We start from the raw sequence: 18,956 nt of genomic DNA on the forward strand, positions 1-18,956 counted from the left end.
TCCAGCTAGGAACGACGAGGGTCAGTCCGCGCCGAAGAGTTCCTCCCGGCGCACCCGCCACCGCTCCATCATCTGTGCGATCTCCCCGTCCACGAACTCGAAGAACGCCAGCGTCTCGGCCATCCGCCGCCCCGCCGGGGTCTGCGGGCCGAGGCTGTTCACGCCCTCGCGCAGGGCGTGCTCCCACCGCTTGATCACGGCCTCCCTGTTGGTGAGCGCCTCGTACCACTGGTTGCTGTGCACCCGGTACCGCTCCCGCCGCGACCCCGGCTCGCGCTCCCGCGCCACCATGTGCTGCTGCGCCAGATAGCGCACCCCGCCGGACACCGCCGCCGGGCTGACCTGGAGCTGCTCCCCCAGTTCCGCCGAGGTCAGGGTGCCCGAGTCGGAGGAGAGCAGGGCCGCGAAGATACGTGCCGGCATGCGCTGCATCCCGGCCTCGACGAGCTGCGCCGCGAAGCTCTCCACGAACTGGGAGACCGCCTCGTGGTCCCGCCCCACCGCATCCGTAGTCATGGTCACCAGCCTAGCGACGGTTTCCACACTTCCTTAACTTCACAAGTTTCTGAAAGAAGCGTACGTTCTGAACCATGACGAAGGCAATCACGGTCGCCGGGCTCCACAAGTCCTTCGGCCGCACCCACGCCCTGGACGGTCTCGACCTGACCGTCGAGGCCGGCGAGGTGCACGGCTTCCTCGGCCCCAACGGAGCCGGCAAGTCCACCACCATCCGGGTCCTGCTCGGTCTGCTGCGCGCCGACTCGGGCGCCGCGCAGATCCTGGGCCGCGACCCCTGGACGGACGCCGTGGAGGTGCACCGCAGGATCGCCTACGTCCCCGGGGACGTGACCCTCTGGCGCAACCTCTCGGGCGGCGAGGTCATCGACCTGTACGGCCGGCTGCGCGGGGGGCTGGACGCCCGCCGCCGGACCGATCTCATCGACCGCTTCGAGCTCGACCCGACGAAAAAGGGCCGTACGTATTCGAAGGGCAACCGGCAGAAGGTCGCCCTGGTCGCCGCGTTCGCCTCCGACGTGGACCTGCTGATCCTCGACGAACCGACCTCGGGCCTCGACCCCCTCATGGAGGAGGTCTTCCAGCGCTGTGTGGAGGAGGAGCGCGACCGCGGCCGTACCGTCCTGCTCTCCTCCCACATCCTGAGCGAGGTCGAGGAGCTCTGCGACCGCGTCAGCATCATCCGGGGCGGCCGTACCGTCGAGAGCGGTTCGCTCGCCGACCTGCGCCACCTCACCCGCACCAGCGTGACCGCCGAACTCGCCGGTCCGCCCAACGGGTTGGCGCACCTGCCCGGCGTCCACGACCTCGACGTCCAGGGCCACCGCGTCCGCCTCCAGGTCGACAGCGACCACCTCACGGCGGTGCTCCGCTCGTTGAGCGAGACGGGGGTGCGTTCCCTGACCTCCACACCTCCGACCCTGGAGGAGCTCTTCCTGCGCCACTACCAGGACGAGACCGAGCAGGTGGCGGCGCGATGACCACCCTCACGGGCACCGGCACCCTGCTGCGTTTCGCGCTCCGCCGCGACCGCGTGACGACCCCGGTCTGGATCGCGGTGAACGCGCTGATGGTCCTCTCCATGCCGAACACCCTGCAGAGCCTCTACGGCACCGAGGCCGAACGCGCCGATCTGGTCCGGCAGTTGGAGACGAACGCCTCCTTCCGTGCCCTGATCGGCCCGATCCACGACACCTCGCTCGGCGGTCTCACCGCCTGGCGGGTGGGGGTGTACGCCGGTCTCCTCGCGGCCGTGACCGGCCTGCTCGTCGTCGTACGGCACACCCGCGACGAGGAGGCCGGCCGAGCGGAGCTGCTGGCGTCCGGCGCGGTGGGCCGCCGGGCGTCGCTGACCGCGGCCCTGCTGGCGGCGGGGGTCGCCAACGGCGTCCTCGCGCTGCTGATCACGGCGGGCCTCGCGAACCAGGGAGCGGCCGGCGCACTGGCCCTCGGTGTCGGCGTCGGCGCCGTCGGCATGGTCTTCGCGACGATGGCGGCGATCGTGGCACAGCTGACGGAGAGCGCGCGGCTGGCGCGGGGGCTGACGTCGGCGGTGCTGGGCGCGGCCTTCGTACTCCGGGCGGCGGGCGACTCCGCGAAGAGCGACGGCTCGTCGGTGTGGACCTGGCTCTCCCCGCTGGGCTGGCTGGAGAACCTGCGTCCCTTCGCCGCCGAACGCTGGTGGGTGCTGCTGCTGTTCACGGCGGCGGTGTCGGCGCAGGCCGCGGTGGCCTACGTCCTGGCCGGGCGCCGGGACCTGGGCATGAGCTTCTTCCCGGCCCGTCCCGGCCCGGCCGCCGGCCGCCTCGGCTCCGCCGCCGCTCTCGCCTGGCGGCTGCAGCGGGGCGGTGTGCTCGGCTGGTCGCTCGGTTTCTTCCTGGCCGGTGTGGTCTACGGCGGCCTGACGGAGGGCGCGGCCGACCTGGTCGGCGACAACGAGAACGCCCGCGAGATCTTCGAGCGGATGGGCGGCCGGGGCGGGCTCACCGACGCGTTCCTCGCCTCGATGGTCGGCATGCTGGGCCTGGTCGCCGCGCTGTATGTCGTGGCGTCGGTCCTCCGTCTGCACGGCGAGGAGACCTCGGGCCGCGCCGAACCCCTCCTCGCCGGCCCGGTGGGCCGGCTGCGCTGGGCGGCCGGCCATCTGACGATCGCCTTCGGCGGCTCGGCCCTGATCATGCTGCTGGCCGCGGCGGGCTTCGCGGTCGGCTACGGCAGGCAGGCGGGCCCGATCCTGGCCGCCTGCCTGGTCCAGCTTCCGGCGGTGTGGGTGATCGGCGGGTTGGCGGTGGTGTTGTACGGCCTCGCGCCCCGCCTGGCCCCGGCGGCCTGGGGTGTCGCGGTGGCGGTGCTTCTGATCGGCTGGGTGGGTCCGGCCCTGAACGCCCCGCAGCTCGTCCTCGACCTGTCCCCGTTCGGCCATCTGCCGAAGCTGCCGGGCGGGGAGATGGCGTGGACGCCGGTGCTGACGCTGCTGGCGCTGGCGGCGGTGCTGACGGCGTCGGGGCTGGCGGGGTTGCGGCGGCGGGATGTGACGTGACCGTCACAGCGCCACGCGCAGCCCCTCCAGCCCGCGGATCACGAAGTTCGGCTTGCGCTCCGGCTCCGCCGCCAGGCTCAGCGTCGGGGCCCGTTCCAGCAACGCCGTCATGGAGGCGGCCAGTTCGATACGGGCGAGCGGGGCGCCGATGCAGTAGTGGATGCCGGCGCTGAAGGAGATGTGCGGGTTGTCGCCGCGGGTGAGGTCGAGGTGTCCGGGATCGCGGAAGACGGCCGGGTCGTGGTTGGCGGAGCCGAAGAGCATGGCGATCTCGGCACCGCGCGGGATCGTCGTCCCGTCGATCTCGACCTCGTCCAGCACCCAGCGTTCGAAGAGCTGGAGCGGGGTGTCGTAGCGCATCAGCTCCTCGATCGCGGTGGGGACCAGGGAGTGGTCGGCGCGCAGGGCGGCGAGCTGGGCGGGGTTGCGGAAGAGGGCGTACCAGCCGTTGACCGTGGCGTTGACGGTCGCCTCGTGGCCGGCGTTGAGGAGCAGGACGGCGGTGGAGATCATCTCCTGCTCGGTGAGCCGGTCGCCCTCGTCGTGCGCTTCGATGAGCCCGGAGACCAGGTCGTCGCCCGGCTCCGCGCGCCGCTCGGCAATCAGCTCCAGCAGGTACTCGGAGAACTCGACGCTCGCGCGCACCGCCCGCGCGGCCGTCTCCTCGGACGGGTTCAGCTCGTACATCCCGCAGATGTCCGCCGACCAGGGGCGCAGCGGGGCCCGGTCCGCCTCCGGGATGCCCAGCATCTCGGCGATGACGGCGACGGGGAGGGGTTCGGCGACGTCCTTGAGAAGATCCCCGCCGCCCGCTTCGACCAGGCCGTCCACCAGCTCACCGGCGAGTTTCGCCACGTACGGCTTGAGCCGCTCGACCGTGCGCGGGGTGAACGCCTTCGACACCAGGCGGCGGATGCGGGTGTGGTCCGGGGGTTCGAGGTCGAGCATGCCGTGGTCGTTGAGCGTGTGGAACGGCTCGTGCTCCGGCGGGGGTGCGGTCCGCCCGAAGTCCTCGTGCGTGAACCTGTGCTGGTACGTCCGCCCCAGCCGCCGGTCCCGCAGCAGCGCCGAGACGTCGGCGTGGTGCGGGACGAGCCACTGGTTCGTGGGCTCGAAGTACTGCACCCGGCCCCCGGCGCGGAGCTCGGCGTAGGCGGGGTACGGGTCGGCGAGGAAGTCCGGGTCCCAGGGGTCGAAGGCTGCCATGGACGGACGTTAGACCGCCGGTCCCCCTTCTGACCAGGGGTGACCGTCCTACGGAACGTATTGCTGCTGCATCAGCTTTCCGCGGGCGCAGTAACTTGCCGACTCCGTCCGAAGCGAGAGAGCAGCGAGAGAGCGGAGCGCCGCGCATGTCCCGAGAGGCCCCCTATCTGACCGTGGCCGGGGTGCTGCGTGCGCGGATCGGCGCGGGCGAGTGGCGGGTCGGGGGGCGGCTGCCGTCCCGGGCCCGGCTCGCCGAGGAGTACGGCGTCGGCCGCAACGTCGTACAGCGGGCCGTGGACCTGCTGGTCGCCGAAGGGCTGCTCGAAGGGCGGGCGGGCTCGGGTACGTATGTCCGGGTCCCGCGCGAGCGGCTGCGGATGGTCCGTTCCCGGCGCCGCGAAGGCTCGCTCGCCGCCCTGACCGAGCGGGGCCGGGCGGGTGCCTGGGACGCCCACAGCGAGGTGCGGGTCCCGGCTCCGGAGGACATCGCCGAACGGCTCGGCGTCTCCCCCGGAGACCTCTGCGTCCGCACGCACTACGAGTTCCTCGCGGGCGGTCAGCCGGTGCAGCTCTCCGAGTCCTGGGAGCCGTTGGCCATCACCGGCGGCACCCCGATCGTGCTGCCCGAGCGCGGGCCGCTGGCCGGAAAGGGGGTCGTCGAGCGCATGCGCTCCATCGGCGTGCACGTCGGGACGGTGGTCGAACTGCCCCGCCCGGCCCGCGCCACGCGGGCACAGGCGAACCTGCTGGGTATCCCGGTCGGGGACCTCGTGCTCCGGATCGAGCGGACCATTCACGACACCGGCGGGCGTCCCGTCGAGACCGCCGACATCGTCATTCCGGACGTCCGCCGGGAGGTCGTCTACGAGTTCGCGGTGGAGCGGTAGCCGATGAGCCGCCCTCCCCTGTCCTCCGGCCTCCTGCGCGACCCGGACTTCGGCCGTCTCTTCGCCGCCACGGCACTCGGCCAGCTCGGCGACCGCATCATCTTCCTGGCGTTGCCGCTGGTCGCGATCGTGTCGCTCGACGCCGACGCGTTCCAGGTCGGTCTGCTGACCGCACTGACCACGGCCGGCTCCCTCCTGGTGGGGCTGCCGGCGGGCGCCTGGGTGGACCGCCTGCGGAAGCGGCCGGTGATGATCGCCGCCGACCTCGCCAGGGCACTGTTCCTGGTGACGGTGCCGGTGGCCTGGCGGGCGGGCCTGCTCACCCTGCGATGGCTCTACGCCGTGGCCCTGGCGCACGGCGTGCTGACCGTCTTCTTCGATGTCGCCTACGTCAGTTATCTGCCGCACCTGGTGGGCCGCGGCCGTCTGGTCGAGGGCAACGCGAAACTCTCGGCGATCCGCTCGGTGACCAGCATCGGCGGCCCGGCGCTGGCGGGACCGCTGGTGGGCGGGGTCGGCGCCCCCGCCACACTCCTGGCGAGTTCGCTGGGGATGGCCCTGTCGGCTCTGCTCGCCATCAGCATCCGCGGAGGGGAGGAGAAGCCGGAGCCGGGCGGACACAGCCGACTGGGCCGGGACATCGCGGAAGGCCTGAGATTCGCCCTCGGGCATCCCGCCCTGCGCGCGATGATCCTGGGCGACGCGATGTTCAACCTCTCCCTCGTCATGTACCAGACCATGCTGCTGGTCCACCTGGAGCGGGCGATGGGGCTTTCGCCCTTCGGTATCGGCCTCGTCCTGTCGGGGATGGGGTGCGGTGCGCTGCTGGGGGCACTGCTGGCTGTCAGGGTCTCCGCGTGGCTCGGGCAGGGGCCGGTCATCTGGCTGGCCCCGCTGGTCACTTGCCCGCTGACCGCACTGATGCCGTTGGCGCGGCCGGGGTGGACCATGGTCGTGGCCGCGACCGGCCTCGCTGCGCTCTCCCTGGGCGGGGTGGTCCGGGTGGTCGCGCAGTCGAGCCTTCAGCAGGCCCTCACCCCGGACCGGCTCCTCGGCCGGACGAACGCCACGGCCCGCTTCGTCTCCTGGGGCGGCATCCCGCTCGGCGGACTCCTCGGCGGCGCCTCGGGCTCGGCGTTCGGTGTGGCGGCCACGCTGTGGATCGGCGCGGCCGGAATGACACTGAGCGTCCTGCCGAACGCCCTGTCAGCGCTGCGCGGTCACGACGTGTAAGGCCGGCTTCCCACAGGCTCGGGGTGGTCCGTGGGGTGCCAGTCGCGTTGGCCGCCCACCACCTCGGGGTCGAACATGACGATCGCGCCCGCCAGGATCAGGGCCGCCACCGGGCCGGCCAGCATGACCAGGAGGAAGGACAGCAGGCTCGTCGAGGACTGGCCGCCGGTCTGCATCTGGGCCACGTGGACGCTCACCGCGGCCATGCCGGTGTAGTGCATGGTCGAGACGGCCGCACCCATCACCAGGGCGGCTCCGATGGTCGCCCACACCGCGCTGATCGACACCGCCGCCCAGAGCGCGGCGGTCGCGGCGACCACGGCGATCACCACGGAGAGGACGACGACCGTGGTGTCGTAGTGCACGGCGCCGGCGGTGTGCACCGCGGCCATGCCGAGGTAGTGCATCGCCGCCACCCCGAGGCCGGTGATGACGCCCGCGGTGCCCAGGGTGACGGGGCCCGAACCCCGGTAGCCGACCAGGAAGACGCCGACGGCGACCACCGCGATGCAGACGAAGAGGCTCAGCAGCGTCCGGCCGGCGTCGTAGCTCACCGACGCGCCGTCCACGCTGAACCCGATCATCGCGATGAAGTGCATGGTCCAGATGCCGCAGCCGAGGGAGACCGCGCCCAGGGCGAGCCAGCCCAGTTTCCTCTCACCGCGCCCGCGGCCTATCGAACGGGTCGTGCAGCGCAGGGCCAGCACGGAACCCAGAAACGCCATCAGATACGCGGCTATCGGGGTGATCAGGCCGTAGTGGAACTCGGACACCTCAGCGGTCATCGCGGCAACTTTCTTCACGCGAAACGGGGACGACAGCGGCGCCCGTGGGGAAGCGGGCGCCGTGGGGACGGGGGTGATCAAAAAAGGACGAAAGCCGGGTGAAAGGGGAGCCGACAGATGGGTGAAACAAGCCATCTGGCTGATTCCTTCACCATTCAAACACAACCAGAGCACACCGTGTCCACACCTGTACCGCTCGCGACCGAAACGCAACAACGACTGTGCTCTGGGCATGTGCGCTACCCCGGCGTCACCAGCCGTGCCTCGTACGCGAACACCGCCGCCTGGGTGCGGTCCCGTAGGCCGAGCTTCACCAGGATCCGGCTGACATGGGTCTTGATCGTCGACTCGGCCACCACCAGACGCTCGGCCATCTCCGCGTTGGAGAGGCCGTGGGCGATGAGGATCAGGACCTCCGTCTCGCGGTCGGTGAGGTCGCCGTAGGCCGCGTGGGCCGTGGACATCAGGCGCGGTGTGTCGGAGAGCTTCGAGAACTCCGTGATCAGGCGCTTGGTGACCGACGGGGCCAGCAGGGCCTCACCCGAGGCCACCACCCGTACGCCGTCCGCCAGTTGGCGGGCCGAGGCATCCTTGAGGAGGAAGCCGGAGGCTCCCGCGCGCAGGGCCTGGTAGACGTACTCGTCCAGGTCGAAGGTGGTGAGGACCAGGACCTTCGCCGTGCTGTCGGCGGCCACGATCTCCCGGGTCGCCTCGATGCCGTTCAGCTCGGGCATACGGATGTCCATCAGGACCACGTCGGGGCTCAGTTCACGGACGCGGTCCACCGCCTCACGGCCGTTGACCGCCTCACCGACGACCTCGATGCCCGGCATCGCGTTCAGCAGCACCGAGAAGCCCTCGCGCACCATCATCTGGTCGTCCGCGATCAGTACACGGATGGTCATGCGTCACCTTCGGCCGCGGTGACGGCCGGCAGGAACACCGTCACCTCATAGCCCCCCTCGGCCGTCGGGGCCGCCGTCATCTCACCGTTCAGCATCGAGACCCGCTCCCGCATGCCCGTGATGCCGTGACCGGCGCCGGGGGACGGCTTGAGCAGCGCGGTCCTGGGCGGCGGATCGTTGACTATGCGCAGGCCCAGGCCGCCGATGACATAGCCGATCTCGACTCTGGCGCTCGCGCCCGGCGCATGACGCAGGGTGTTGCTCAGCGCCTCCTGGACGATGCGGTACGCCGACAGCTCCACGCCCTGCGGGAGTTCACGGACCGCGCCGGTCATCCCCTTGTCGACGGTCAGGCCCGCCTCCCGCACATTGGCGAGCAGGGCGTCCAGGTCGGCGAGGGTGGGCTGCGGGGCGTCCGGGGCCTCGTAGTCCTCGGCCCGGACCACACCCAGGACACGGCGCAGCTCGGTGAGCGCCGCCACCGCGTTCTCGCGGATCGTGACGAACGCCTTCTCCAGCTCCGGCGGCGGGTTCTCGACCCGGTAGGGGGCCGCCTCCGCCTGGATGGCGACCACCGACATGTGGTGGGCCACCACGTCGTGCAGTTCACGGGCGATCGTCGTGCGCTCCTCCAGCAGGGTGCGCCGGGAACGCTCGTGCGCGGTCACCGTCTGCTGGGCGGTCACCTCCTGCCGGGCCTCGCTGCGGATGTGCCGGACGGTCACGCCGAGCAGGGACAGCGCCGAGAGGAAGAGCAGCTCCATGGTGTCGGAGCCGAAGTAGTGGCCGCCGCGGAAGACCGTCTCCGCCGCGACGCCGTACACCGCAGTCAGCACCCACATCCATGCCGCCGTGCGCGGCCTGGTGCGTATCGCCACGACGGTGAGCACGATCAGGTGGCAGGCCAAGCTGCCGGGCAGCCAGGGCCACTCGGTGTCCCATTCGCTCCCCAGGGCGGCCGCGACCGGGGTCGCCGCCATCGACAGCCAGAACGCGCCGACGGGCCGCACCATGGTCAGCAGGACCGGGACCAGGGCGAGCAGGCCGAGCACCAGGTTCACCGCGGCGCCGTTGAAGCTGTCCGAGGCGATGAGCATCGCGACAAGGCCGGCCGCGCCGATCAGGGCGTGCGGTCCCCAGGCCGCGTACTCCCTCAGCGGGCCGGGGAGCCGGCGGGCGAACCGGCCGTCGGTGCTCGCCCGGGGCAGCGGACGGTAGGCGAAGGCGTCGTGGAACAGCTCCTGCCGCAGGCCGCGCAGGGCGTCCATCGCCGCCCGGAACTCCGGACTGCGCGGCTTGTACGGCTCGAACGCGCCGTCCGGTGGCTCCGGTGGCATCGACTGCGTGTGGGTCGTCTCGGTCACGTACACGACCGTAGGCGGAGGGCCGGGTCACCGTCGTCACCTGTGAGAAGGGTCCTTGGGCATCCCTCTCAGGTACTACGGGGACGAAGGGACGAGCGGACGAGCGGACGAGCGGACGAGCGGACGGCCGGTCAGTAACCGGAGGGCCGTACCAGCCCCGACTCGTACGCGAACACCGCCGCCTGGGTGCGGTCCCGGAGGCCCAGCTTCACCAGGATGCGGCCCACATGGGTCTTCACGGTCTGCTCAGCGACCACCAGCCGCTCGGCGATCTCCGCGTTCGACAGGCCCTGCGCGATCAGCGCGAGGACCTCCGTCTCCCGCTCGGTCAGCTCGCCGACGCGCGTCTTCAGCGGAGCGCGCACCCTGCCGCCGTCCAGCTGGGAGAACTGGGCGATCAGCCGCCGGGTGATACCGGGCGCCAGCAGCGCGTCGCCGGCCGCCACCACCCGGACCGCCTCGGCGAGCTTGTCCGCGGACGCGTCCTTGAGCAGGAATCCGGACGCGCCGGCCCGCAACGCCTCGTACACGTACTCGTCCAGGTCGAAGGTGGTGAGCACCAGCACCTTGATGTCCGGGTGCTCGCCGACGATGCGGCGGGTGGCCTCGATGCCGCCGAGCTCGGGCATGCGGATGTCCATGAGAACGACGTCCGGGGTGAGTTCGGCGACCTGGACCACCGCGTCCAGCCCGTCCACCGCCTGGCCGACCACCTCGATGCCCGGCTGGGCGTTCAGCAGCACGGTGAAGCCCTGCCGGACCATCTGCTGGTCGTCGGCGATGACCACGCGGACGGGGCTGCCGCTGATCCTGCTGTTGTCACTGCTGATGCTCGTCATGCGGGGCGTCCTTCGGGTCGATCACGTCGGGGGCGTCAGGGTCGTCGGTCCCGTCGGTGGCACCGGGGCCGGAGCCGGTGCGGGCGGTTCGGGCGGTGGGAGCGGTGGCCCGGAGGGTGTCCAGGCCGGTGGCCGGGACGGTCACGGGGAGGCGTGCGAAGACCCGGTAGCCGCCGTCCGGCCCGGACTCCGCCGTCAGCGCGCCGCCGAGCATCGCCGCACGCTCCCGCATGCCGAGCAGACCGTGCCCGGCACCCGGCGACGCCGGGGCGGGCCGGGTCGGCCGCGAGTTCCTGACGGACACCAGCAGCCCGTAGGGGACGTACTCGATCGCGACATGGGCGGTGGCACCCGGCGCGTGCCGCAGGACGTTGCTCAGCGCCTCCTGGACGATCCGGTACGCCGACAGCTCCACACCGGAGGGCAGTTGGCGGCGGTCCCCGTCGATCCGGGTGGTCACGGTCAGACCGGCCGCCCTGGTGTTCTCGACCAGCGCGTCCAGCCGGTCCAGGGTCGGCTGCGGGCTGTGCGGGCCGGCGCCGGCGTCCTCGGACGCGTCCGCGTCGGGGCTCTCCGAGCGCAGCACGCCCAGCACTCTGCGCAGTTCGGTGAGCGCCTCCAGCGCGTTCTGCCGGATGCCGTCCAGGTTCTCCTTGAGCTCGTCCGACGGGTTTTCCACAAGGTGTGGAGCGACCTGGGCCTGGATGGAGATGACCGACATGTGGTGGGCGACCACGTCGTGCAGTTCGCGGGCGATCCGGCTGCGCTCCTCCAGGAGGGTGCGCCGGGCCCGCTCCTCCTCGGTGAGCGAGGCCTGACGGCCGAGTTCCATGCGCGCCTCGCGGCGGCCGCGCAGCGCGGTACCGAGCGCCACGACGATCGTGGCCAGGACGATGGTGACCACCGAGGTGGACTCGTGCGGCGGCGCACCCCAGACGCCGTCGAGGAGCCAGGTGACCAGTACGGTCACGGCCAGTGCCGCCACGGCCGCGCGAGCGCGGACCCGCAGCGTGAGCAGCAGCAGGACCAGCAGGTGCGCGAAGATCCCGGCGACGGTCCAGGGCCAGGTGAAGGGGGCGTCAGCCGTCATGCCCAGCCGGCCGTGCAGAGCGATGGCGCCCACCAGCATGGCCCCGGTCGAGAGCCACCATGCCGGGACGGGCCGCCACATCGCGAGGACCACGGCGCCGCCCGGCGCGCACCCGAGCGGCAAGCCGAGCCCGGAACCGAGATGCCCGTTGTCCAGGAGCTGGGCGATGCCGCCGATCGTGATGACGAACGCCGCCAGGCAGAGCACTCCGTGCGGCAGCCAGCGCAGCCAGACGGAGGGGGGCAGCGGGTCGGAACGGACGGTCCACAGGTCGTCGCGGAGTATCCGCAGCACGCGCGGCACGCGGTCGGACCACTCCGCCCGCCGGGTCCCCGTCTCCGTCACATCGATCAGCCTAGACATGGCGGGCTCCCGTCGGTGTCGCCCGATCGGACGAGCGGTGCGTTCTGACGATGCGTGAACGTCCGGCGCGGGACCGGGTGTGCGTGCGCGTACGGGTGCGGGTGCGGGTGCGGGTGCGGGAGCGGGAGCGGCGTGGGGTGCCGGGGTGCTCGTAGGTGTGGAACGCAGCCCAGCAGACGGCGAGGGTCAGGGCGAAGGCCGGGAGCCAGAGCAGGCGGGCAGCGGCCCAGCCGATGTGGTCGGGGGAGGTGTGGAGGCCGGGGAGGCGGCCGAGCAGGAGGCCGGTGGCCGTGGTCGCCATCAGGGCCGTCTGGTGCCAGAGGAAGATCGTCATGGCGGAGAGGTTCACGAAGGCCACCGCCGCCCAGGCCATGGGCCGTCGCATGGTGCGGCGCAGCCGCTCGCGCAGCAGCAGGGCCAGGCCGCACTGCGCAAGGCCGAAGGTGACGGCGGCCAGGGTGGGCGGGTTGAGGTTGGAGACGGACGCGCCCGGGACGCCGACCATCGAGGCCGGGTAACCCGCGCAGGCTATGAGCCCGGCCGTCGCCGCCGTACCGCCGGTGAACAGGACCCAGCCGACGCGTGGGCCGTCCAGTTCGCCACGGGTCCAGGCGGCGCCCAGGGTGTACGGCACCAGCCAGCCCGCCGCCAGGTTCACCCAGCCGATGGCGGGCGGGGCGCCGAAGCCGAAACGGAGAAGGTCCACGTGGAGGACGACGGCCAGCGGCCACAGGGGGTTGAGCCGGGTGACAAGAGGGGTCGCCGCCGTCAGCGCCGCGAAGACCAGCAGGAACCAGAGGGGGGACAGGGCGAGTTTGGCGAGGGTGTGGACGGTGGTGACATCGGTGCCGGAGAGCAGCAGGGCGGTGGTCGCGATCGTCCAGAGGGTGAGGAGTGCGGCCACCGGTTTGAAAAGGCGGGACAGCCGGGCCGTCAGCCAGCGGCGGTAGGGGATGCCCTTGGCCTGGGCCGCGGTGTAACCGCGGGTTGCCACATGGCCGCCGACCAGGAAGAACACGGCGAGGGTCTGGAACACCCAGGAGATCGGGGCCAGCCGGGGCAGGTGCTGGAGGGGGCTGTCGGTGTGCAGCCTGCCGCCGTCCGCCACCAGCGCCGTGACCAGCCAGTGGCCGAGGACCACGCCGAGGATGGCGAACGCACGGAGGGCGTCCACGGCACGGTCGCGGTCGGGCGGGGTGGCGGTGTCCATGCGGCGGGCGAGATGCCGGGTGCGGTCGGGGAGGTGCCGTACGGGGTCAAAGAGGTGTCGTATGCGGTCGGAGAGACGAAGCGGAGGCGGCTTACGCACGGCTGACCTCCGTCGTCTCGCCGAGGACGATCCGGGCGAGGTTGGCCAGGGACACCGAGCCCGGGGTGAAGTAGTCGCTGTGGCCGCCGGGGCCTGCCGCGAAGACGCGGGCGCCGAAGCGCGGGGACACGGGGTCGGGCCCGAAGCCGACGGTCGTGCCGAAGAGATCCGCCTCGATGTGCGGGACATCGGCTATCCAGTCGCCAGCTCCTCGGGCCGCCCAGAGGCGGGCGGATGTGTGCAGGGCGGCGGCCGAGGCGGCGCCGGTGCCGGGGCTGCCGACCAGGGCGATGTCGGTGACACCGAGGCCGGTGAGGGTGGGGGCGGTGCCGGCGCAGACGACCGTGCCGTAGGAATGGCAGAGGAGGGAGATCGCCGCCGGCTCGGGGGCGGTGAGGGTGCGGAGTTCGCGGATCAACTCCCTCAGGTGTGGGGCCGCTTGGCCGGCGCGGCCCGGGGTGAGGACCGTGGTGCTGATCGTCGCCGGGGTCTTGTAGCCGAGCCAGGCGACGACGGCGGTCGGTGTGTGTGGCCGGTCGTGGGTGAGGCGTCGGTACAGGGCCTCGGCCGCGGTGTGGAAGCGGGCGTAGGTGTCGAGGGTGGTGTCCGAGCCGGGGACGAGGACGGCGACGCGGGTGGCTTGCGCCAGGTCGCCCAGGACCTCGGTGGCCTGGCCGGTGCCGCGGGCGTCGAAGTGGAGCAGGCGGCGGGCGGGGGACGCGAGGGTGCGGTCGGCGGCGGCGCGCGAAACATCGCCGTGGGCGGCGGCCATGCGGGCGGCTTCGGCGGCGTTCTCGCGGTTGGCCCGGTAGGCGGTGGTGAGGGTGGCCGCGGTGAGCGGGGCGGGGAGGCGGGCAGGGGGCGGGGCGGGGATCTGGGGCCGGGTGGCTGCGGAGAGGGGGAGGACCACGGCGGCGGTGAGAAGGGCGGCGAGGGCGGTGCGGCGCCAGCGGTGGCGGGGTGGGGGTGCCGGTGCTTGGAACGCGGGGTTCGCGTCAGTGGGGTGGGGGTCGCTCGGCGGCGCTGGTGCTGCGAGGCCGGTGCGGCCGGCGCAGGGGGTTTCGCTCGCCCGCGCCGGCGGGGTGCCGCTGCGCCCGTCCGTGCCGTCACTGGGGGCACCTCCCGGGCCCTTAAGGCACTGGGCGAGGCACGATTGCCCGCAGCCACCGTGCTTCCGGGGAACCCGCCGCCCCAAGCCGCCCGTCCCGTCCGGCCCCCCGGCAGTCCTCTCCCGCTCCCCCGTCGCACCCGCCATGGCGGCCCTCCCCGTTCAGTTCGCCCGGCCATCGGGCTTGTCTGATCGGGAAAATTACGGAGCGGGCCGTGTCGTTCGCGTCCCGCCAGGGGACTCACCTGGGAGGTAGCTCTCAGGTACTACGGGTATGCCGGGGCGGGAGGCTCAGGGGCGGGTCCTCACCACGCCAGCTGCGCGATCTCCTCCGCCGCCACCGCGCACGCGTCCGCCGCCGGGTCGATCAGGGGGAAGTGGCCGACCTCCTCCAGCAGGGTCAGGCCCACCACCTCGCCCGCCTTGGCCGCCGCGTCCGCGTAGGCCTCGGCGACCGCCTGCGGGACGACCTCGTCCGCGCGGCCCTGGACCAAGGTGGTCGCGATGCCCGTGGGGAGCAGGAGCGCGGGGTCCGCGTAGCGCTGGCGTTCGGTGAACTTGGCTTCTCCACCCAGGAGTTGGAGCGCCGCGTTGCCGCAGACGTCCAGCTTCTCCGCCATCGCGAAGTCCGCGATCGGGGCCAGCGCCACGACACCGCGCAACTGCGCCGGGGCGGGGATGCGCCACGCGGCGTCGGCGGGCAGGACATGCCGTGCCGCCGCCCACAGGGCCAGGTGGCCGCCCGCCGAGTGGCCGGTGAGGACCATGCGGCGGAGGTCCGCCTGGGGCAGTGCCTCGCGGGCCAGACCCGGCAGCGCGTCCAGCGCGGCCGCCACGTCGTCGAAGGTGTCCGGCCAGCGGCCCGCCACAGGTGCCGTACCGCCCTGTGCGGGCAGCGTCGCGCCGCGCCGGTACTCCACGTTGGCCACCGCGAAACCGCGCCGGGCCAGGTAGTCGGCGAAGGGGGTGATGTGACCGCGGTCGTACGGCGCACGCCACGCCCCGCCGTGCAGGACCACCACGAGCGGAGCCAGCGGCTCCTCGATGCGCGGGGCGTAGAAGTCGATCACCTGGTCGGGATGGTCGCCGTAGGCCGCCGTGGCGTCGGGCGCGACATGCGGGTGCGAGAAGGCCGACTCCTCCTCGGCGGCGGCCCGTGCTGCTGCGGCGTCGTCCGGCATGCTCCAACCTCTCAACGGCGATGGGGGTACCTCCCAGGCTTTCGGCACTGGGGGAGACTTTGGCGGACCAGGTGGGGAACACGGCCGTTGGCCGGGACGGTATCAGGCCGGTGACGTGCGGGGACACGCGGATGTCACGCACGGTGAGGATTAAACGGTTCTGTACCGTCCCGGCCCCCACACTGGGATCGCTATGTCGTCATGTCGCCCGTCGTTTCCGCCGGTTGACTAGGCGACGGACGCTCCCGCCACCTCCCCCAGCACCCGCGCCGCCCGCTCCACGTCCGCGAAACCGACGTACAGCGGAGTGAAGCCGAAGCGGAGGACGTCGGGGTGCCGGAAGTCCCCGACCACGCCCCGCTCGATCAGCCGTTTCATCACGTCCCCGGCATCGGGGCAGCGCAGCGCGATCTGGCTGCCGCGCTCCTCGTGCGCCACCGGGGTCACCGACCGGACGCGGCCCTCCGGGAGGTACGCCTCGACGCACTCCAGGAAGAAGTCCGTCAGCGCAAGGGACTTGGTGCGTACGGCCGCCACCGGCACCCCGTCCCAGACCTCCAGCGCCGCCTCCAGGGCCAGCATGGAGAGGATGTCCGGGGTGCCGACGCGGCCGCGCACCGATCCTTCGGCCGGTTCGTACGCCGAACGCATCCCGAAGGGCTCGGCGTGCGAGTTCCAGCCGGGAAGCGGGGAGTCGAAGCGGTCCTGCAGATCGCGGCGGACGTACAGGTACGCGGGTGAACCCGGGCCGCCGTTCAGGTACTTGTACGTGCAGCCGACCGCCAGGTCGACCCTGTGCTCGTCCAGGTCCACCGGCAGTGCGCCCGCGCTGTGGCACAGGTCCCAGACGGACACGGCCCCGGCCGCGTGGATCGCGGCGGTGAGGGAGGGGAGATCGTGCAGCCGCCCGGTGCGGTAGTCGACGTGGTTGAGCAGGACGGCCGCGGTGCGGTCGCCGAGCGCGTCAGGCACCTCGGCCGGTGCCAGGGGACGCGGCACACAGCCCGTCAGCCGGGCCGCGGACTCGGCGATGTACCCGTCCGTGGGGAAGGTCGTCGCGTCGACGAGGATCTCGTCCCGGCCCTCCCCCGCGAGCCGTACCGCGCCGACGAGTGCCTTGAACACGTTGACACTCGTGGAGTCGCCGACCACGATCTGGCCGGCCGCCGCGCCGACCAGCGGGGCGATCCGGTCGCCGATCCGCTCGGGCGCCGTCCACCAGCCGCTCTCGTCCCAGGACCGGATCCGCAGCTCGCCCCACTGCCGGCGGACGACGTCCTCGACATGGCCGGGGACGTTCGCCGGCAGGGCGCCCAGCGAGTTGCCGTCCAGGTAGACGACCTCGTCGAGGACGAAGCGGGACCGGAGCCCGGCCAGGTCGTCCGACGCGTCCAGCTTCTCTGCCCTCAGGGCCAGTTCAGACATGGGACCTCGCCGTCCACAGCTCCGGGAACACGTTCTTGCGGGCGCGCTTCTCCAGCCAGGCGACCCCGGCCGAGCCGCCGGTGCCGGGCTTGGATCCCATGGAGCGGCGGGTGGCGACCAGGTGGTCGTTGCGCCAGCGCCAGACGAGTTCGGCGACATCGGTCAGCGCCTCGCCGAGCCGGGCGAGCTCGGCGTCCTCGGCGCCGGAGTAGACGGCGGTCCAGGCGGCCTCGACGGCGTCGAAAGGCTCGTACCGCAGCGATATGTCGCGCTGCAGCACCGCGTCCGGGATCGCGTACCCGCGCCGCGCCAGCACCCGCACCACCTCGTCGTACAGACTTGGCTCGTACAGCGCCTTCTCCAGTTCCGCGTGGACGCGGGGCGCGCCGCGGTGCGGTACGAGCATGGACGCGGACTTCTCGCCGAGCAGGAACTCCATCCGGCGGTACATCGCCGACTGGAAGCCGGAGCCCTCGCCGAGGGCGGAGCGGTAGGAGTTGAACTGGGCGGGGGTGAGCTGGCCGAGCGGCTTCCAGGAGGCGTTCAGCGCCTCCAGTTCACGGGTGGAGCGCTTCAGCGCGGCGATCGCGACGGGGATGTCGTCGCTGCGCAGGGCCGCCGCCGCGGTCTCCCACTCGTGGACGATGACGGTGAACCACAGCTCCATCACCTGGGTCGTGACCAGGAAGACCATCTCTCCGGGATCGTCGGAGAGGGTGTGCTGGAGGTGGGTGAGCACGTCCGCCTTGACGTAGTCCTCGTACGGCGTCGTGCCTGCGAAGTCGAGATGCGGGGTCTCGGGCTCGTGGTTTTCGAGAGCCTCTTGGGACATCGCTGTCTCCTGTAGTACTCCGGGTAGCGGTCCGCCCCTGCCGATGCCGACACGGGGGCCCCGGTCCCCACCAGCATCTTCCGCAACGTAACCGGACACGGCAAGGCCCGCCTGTCGGGAATCGCCGTCCGGCCCCGGACCCGGCCTCGGATCCGCCCCGGCTCAGGCGCGGATCGTCCGTCCCCGGTGCAGCCGGCCGGGCACGCCGGTGAACTGCAGGTCCAGGCCGGCCCCGTCGCGTTCGGCGTGGATGTGCAGATGGGGTTCGGTGCTGTTGCCGGTGTTGCCGACCTCGCCGAGGAGCTGCCCGGCCCGGACCGTGTCGCCCTCGGACACCGTCACCGAACCTGGGCGCAGATGGGCCATCTTGACTATCTCCCGGCCGGTGTCGAGGAAGACGTGGTTGCCGTACGGCGGCTGGTAGCGGATCTCCCCGGGCCGCTGGTCCGGAACGGTGCCTGCGGCGGAGATCACCCGGCCGTCGCAGGGGGAGCGGACCGGGCGCCCGTAGGCGGCGTACGCGGCCGGTTCGCGGCCGGGCCGGGTACGGGTGCCGTACGGGCCGAGTGCGACCAGGTCGAGGGCGCCGCGCTGTTCCGCCATCCGGGCGTGGTGGTTCACCGCCGGGCCGCCGCCCTGTACGACGTACCAGGCGCCCTCCAGCGGGAAGAGCAGCGGCCGGGACAGCGGGGCCCGCCAGCGGTGCAGCCGGGCGGTGACGACCAGGGAACCGGCCGCCGCGAGCAGTACGGCGCCGGCGGTGAGGCCGAGCACGCCGTGGCCGGCCGGCAGTCCCGGCAGCCGCCAGGCCGAGGCGAGGGCGGCGACGGCACCCGCCTCGACCGTGTGCCGCAGCGGGCGGGGCTGCATCGCCGGTGCGCCGCAGCCCTCGACGACCACGTAGAAGGCGGCGAGGGTCGCCATGTCGGCGAGCCAGGTGGTGCGGTCGCCGGCCGTCCACACGGTCAGGACGTTCCAGAGGACGACCAGGCCCAGGTAGACCATCCAGGTGAGGGCGGCGGACCGGCGGGGGCGTCGGCGGGGCGGTGTGTAACGGGCGCCTTCGATGCGCAGCGCGGTGAGTTCGCCGTCGGGGGCCACCTGGGCCCAGGCCCGCACCCGGCCCGTGCTGCCGGACACGATCAGCCCGTCCGGGCTGTCGGTGACGGTGGCGAACTCGCCGATACGGGCGGCCGTGGCATGCACGATCCGCTCCAGTGTCGCCACCCCGACCGCTTCCGTCACCCGTGGGGCGAGCCGGGGCCACTGGTCCGGGTCCGCGGTCAGGAACCGTGCCAGGGCGTCGGCCTCCGGAGGCTGTTGGGCCGATCTCGGATCTCGCACGTCTGCTCCCGTTACCTTCTAGACGGCCCC

17 protein-coding genes are annotated in these 18,956 nt (G+C 72.4%); 4 read left to right on the plus strand and 13 right to left on the minus strand.

The window, feature by feature from the left end; all coding sequences use genetic code 11:
- Window positions 1-21 precede the first annotated feature (21 nt).
- On the minus strand, window positions 22-516 hold the full coding sequence (locus EDD90_RS25685; protein ID WP_123975401.1) for a GbsR/MarR family transcriptional regulator: 495 nt from the start codon (window positions 514-516) through the stop codon (window positions 22-24).
- A 74-nt stretch (window positions 517-590) separates the two neighbouring features.
- Between EDD90_RS25685 and EDD90_RS25690 the strand changes: the two genes are divergently transcribed.
- Entirely contained in the window at window positions 591-1,496 is a 906-nt protein-coding gene (locus tag EDD90_RS25690; RefSeq protein ID WP_123975402.1) for an ABC transporter ATP-binding protein, read from the plus strand.
- A complete protein-coding gene (locus EDD90_RS25695) occupies window positions 1,493-3,055 on the plus strand; it encodes an ABC transporter permease (protein ID WP_123975403.1) in 1,563 nt (520 codons plus the stop codon). The genes EDD90_RS25690 and EDD90_RS25695 overlap by 4 nt, the downstream gene beginning before the upstream one ends.
- A 3-nt stretch (window positions 3,056-3,058) precedes the next feature.
- On the opposite strand, the gene EDD90_RS25700 is transcribed toward EDD90_RS25695, so the two are convergent.
- Window positions 3,059-4,261 carry a cytochrome P450 gene (locus EDD90_RS25700; RefSeq protein ID WP_123975404.1) on the minus strand — a complete coding sequence of 401 codons (1,203 nt, stop codon included), beginning with the start codon at window positions 4,259-4,261 and terminating at the stop codon, window positions 3,059-3,061.
- A gap of 146 nt (window positions 4,262-4,407) precedes the next feature.
- Here EDD90_RS25700 and EDD90_RS25705 point away from each other — a divergent pair, with 146 nt between their 5' ends.
- Window positions 4,408-5,148 carry a GntR family transcriptional regulator gene (locus EDD90_RS25705; protein ID WP_123975405.1) on the plus strand — a complete coding sequence of 247 codons (741 nt, stop codon included), beginning with the start codon at window positions 4,408-4,410 and terminating at the stop codon, window positions 5,146-5,148.
- A 3-nt stretch (window positions 5,149-5,151) separates the two neighbouring features.
- Complete coding sequence (locus tag EDD90_RS25710) at window positions 5,152-6,381, plus strand: MFS transporter (protein WP_123975406.1); 1,230 nt, start codon at window positions 5,152-5,154, stop codon at window positions 6,379-6,381.
- On the opposite strand, the gene EDD90_RS25715 is transcribed toward EDD90_RS25710, so the two are convergent.
- From EDD90_RS25715 to EDD90_RS57560, 11 genes are all read right to left on the minus strand, one after another.
- The gene (locus EDD90_RS25715; RefSeq protein ID WP_123975407.1) at window positions 6,369-7,166 is read right to left on the minus strand and encodes an MHYT domain-containing protein; all 798 of its coding nucleotides are present in this window, start codon (window positions 7,164-7,166) and stop codon (window positions 6,369-6,371) included. The two genes, EDD90_RS25710 and EDD90_RS25715, sit on opposite strands and share 13 nt — an antisense overlap.
- 239 nt (window positions 7,167-7,405) lie before the next feature.
- Entirely contained in the window at window positions 7,406-8,071 is a 666-nt protein-coding gene (locus EDD90_RS25720; RefSeq protein WP_123975408.1) for a response regulator transcription factor, read from the minus strand.
- On the minus strand, window positions 8,068-9,435 hold the full coding sequence (locus tag EDD90_RS25725) for a sensor histidine kinase (RefSeq protein ID WP_185149219.1): 1,368 nt from the start codon (window positions 9,433-9,435) through the stop codon (window positions 8,068-8,070). Before EDD90_RS25725 ends, EDD90_RS25720 begins: the two co-directional genes overlap by 4 nt.
- Before the next feature lie 131 nt (window positions 9,436-9,566).
- Window positions 9,567-10,274, minus strand: coding sequence for a response regulator transcription factor (locus EDD90_RS25730; protein ID WP_123975409.1), 708 nt, complete (start codon window positions 10,272-10,274; stop codon window positions 9,567-9,569).
- Complete coding sequence (locus EDD90_RS25735) at window positions 10,255-11,727, minus strand: sensor histidine kinase (RefSeq protein WP_123975410.1); 1,473 nt, start codon at window positions 11,725-11,727, stop codon at window positions 10,255-10,257. The genes EDD90_RS25730 and EDD90_RS25735 overlap by 20 nt, the downstream gene beginning before the upstream one ends.
- Entirely contained in the window at window positions 11,720-12,937 is a 1,218-nt protein-coding gene (locus EDD90_RS25740; protein WP_123981625.1) for an acyltransferase, read from the minus strand. Before EDD90_RS25740 ends, EDD90_RS25735 begins: the two co-directional genes overlap by 8 nt.
- A 91-nt stretch (window positions 12,938-13,028) precedes the next feature.
- Window positions 13,029-13,946 (minus strand): alpha/beta hydrolase family protein, encoded by a 918-nt coding sequence (locus EDD90_RS25745; protein WP_260328057.1) that lies wholly within the window; start codon window positions 13,944-13,946, stop codon window positions 13,029-13,031.
- Between the two features lie 503 nt (window positions 13,947-14,449).
- Complete coding sequence (locus EDD90_RS25750; RefSeq protein ID WP_123975412.1) at window positions 14,450-15,325, minus strand: alpha/beta hydrolase; 876 nt, start codon at window positions 15,323-15,325, stop codon at window positions 14,450-14,452.
- 228 nt (window positions 15,326-15,553) lie between these two features.
- The gene (kynU, locus tag EDD90_RS25755) at window positions 15,554-16,750 is read right to left on the minus strand and encodes a kynureninase (RefSeq protein ID WP_123975413.1); all 1,197 of its coding nucleotides are present in this window, start codon (window positions 16,748-16,750) and stop codon (window positions 15,554-15,556) included.
- Window positions 16,743-17,582, minus strand: a complete 840-nt coding sequence (locus tag EDD90_RS25760; protein WP_123975414.1) for a tryptophan 2,3-dioxygenase family protein — start codon at window positions 17,580-17,582, stop codon at window positions 16,743-16,745. Before EDD90_RS25760 ends, kynU begins: the two co-directional genes overlap by 8 nt.
- Window positions 17,583-17,744: 162 nt before the next feature.
- A complete protein-coding gene (locus tag EDD90_RS57560) occupies window positions 17,745-18,926 on the minus strand; it encodes a M23 family metallopeptidase (RefSeq protein ID WP_123975415.1) in 1,182 nt (393 codons plus the stop codon).
- Window positions 18,927-18,956 lie beyond the last annotated feature (30 nt).

Source organism: Streptomyces sp. Ag109_O5-1, from assembly GCF_003814875.1.
GTDB classification, from domain to species: domain Bacteria; phylum Actinomycetota; class Actinomycetes; order Streptomycetales; family Streptomycetaceae; genus Streptomyces; species Streptomyces sasae.

Bases quoted from the DNA above. Each gene is read 5' to 3' on its own strand.
- EDD90_RS25700 (WP_123975404.1), bottom strand. From the start codon at position 4,261: ATGGCAGCCTTCGACCCCTGGGACCCGGACTTCCTCGCCGACCCGTAC.
- kynU (WP_123975413.1), bottom strand. From the start codon at position 16,750: ATGTCTGAACTGGCCCTGAGGGCAGAGAAGCTGGACGCGTCGGACGAC.
- EDD90_RS25760 (WP_123975414.1), bottom strand. From the start codon at position 17,582: ATGTCCCAAGAGGCTCTCGAAAACCACGAGCCCGAGACCCCGCATCTC.
- EDD90_RS25730 (WP_123975409.1), bottom strand. From the start codon at position 10,274: ATGACGAGCATCAGCAGTGACAACAGCAGGATCAGCGGCAGCCCCGTC.
- EDD90_RS25705 (WP_123975405.1), top strand. From the start codon at position 4,408: ATGTCCCGAGAGGCCCCCTATCTGACCGTGGCCGGGGTGCTGCGTGCG.
- EDD90_RS25685 (WP_123975401.1), bottom strand. From the start codon at position 516: ATGACTACGGATGCGGTGGGGCGGGACCACGAGGCGGTCTCCCAGTTC.
- EDD90_RS25720 (WP_123975408.1), bottom strand. From the start codon at position 8,071: ATGACCATCCGTGTACTGATCGCGGACGACCAGATGATGGTGCGCGAG.
- EDD90_RS25715 (WP_123975407.1), bottom strand. From the start codon at position 7,166: ATGACCGCTGAGGTGTCCGAGTTCCACTACGGCCTGATCACCCCGATA.
- EDD90_RS25690 (WP_123975402.1), top strand. From the start codon at position 591: ATGACGAAGGCAATCACGGTCGCCGGGCTCCACAAGTCCTTCGGCCGC.
- EDD90_RS25710 (WP_123975406.1), top strand. From the start codon at position 5,152: ATGAGCCGCCCTCCCCTGTCCTCCGGCCTCCTGCGCGACCCGGACTTC.
- EDD90_RS25695 (WP_123975403.1), top strand. From the start codon at position 1,493: ATGACCACCCTCACGGGCACCGGCACCCTGCTGCGTTTCGCGCTCCGC.
- EDD90_RS25735 (WP_123975410.1), bottom strand. From the start codon at position 11,727: ATGTCTAGGCTGATCGATGTGACGGAGACGGGGACCCGGCGGGCGGAG.
- EDD90_RS25740 (WP_123981625.1), bottom strand. From the start codon at position 12,937: ATGGACACCGCCACCCCGCCCGACCGCGACCGTGCCGTGGACGCCCTC.
- EDD90_RS25750 (WP_123975412.1), bottom strand. From the start codon at position 15,325: ATGCCGGACGACGCCGCAGCAGCACGGGCCGCCGCCGAGGAGGAGTCG.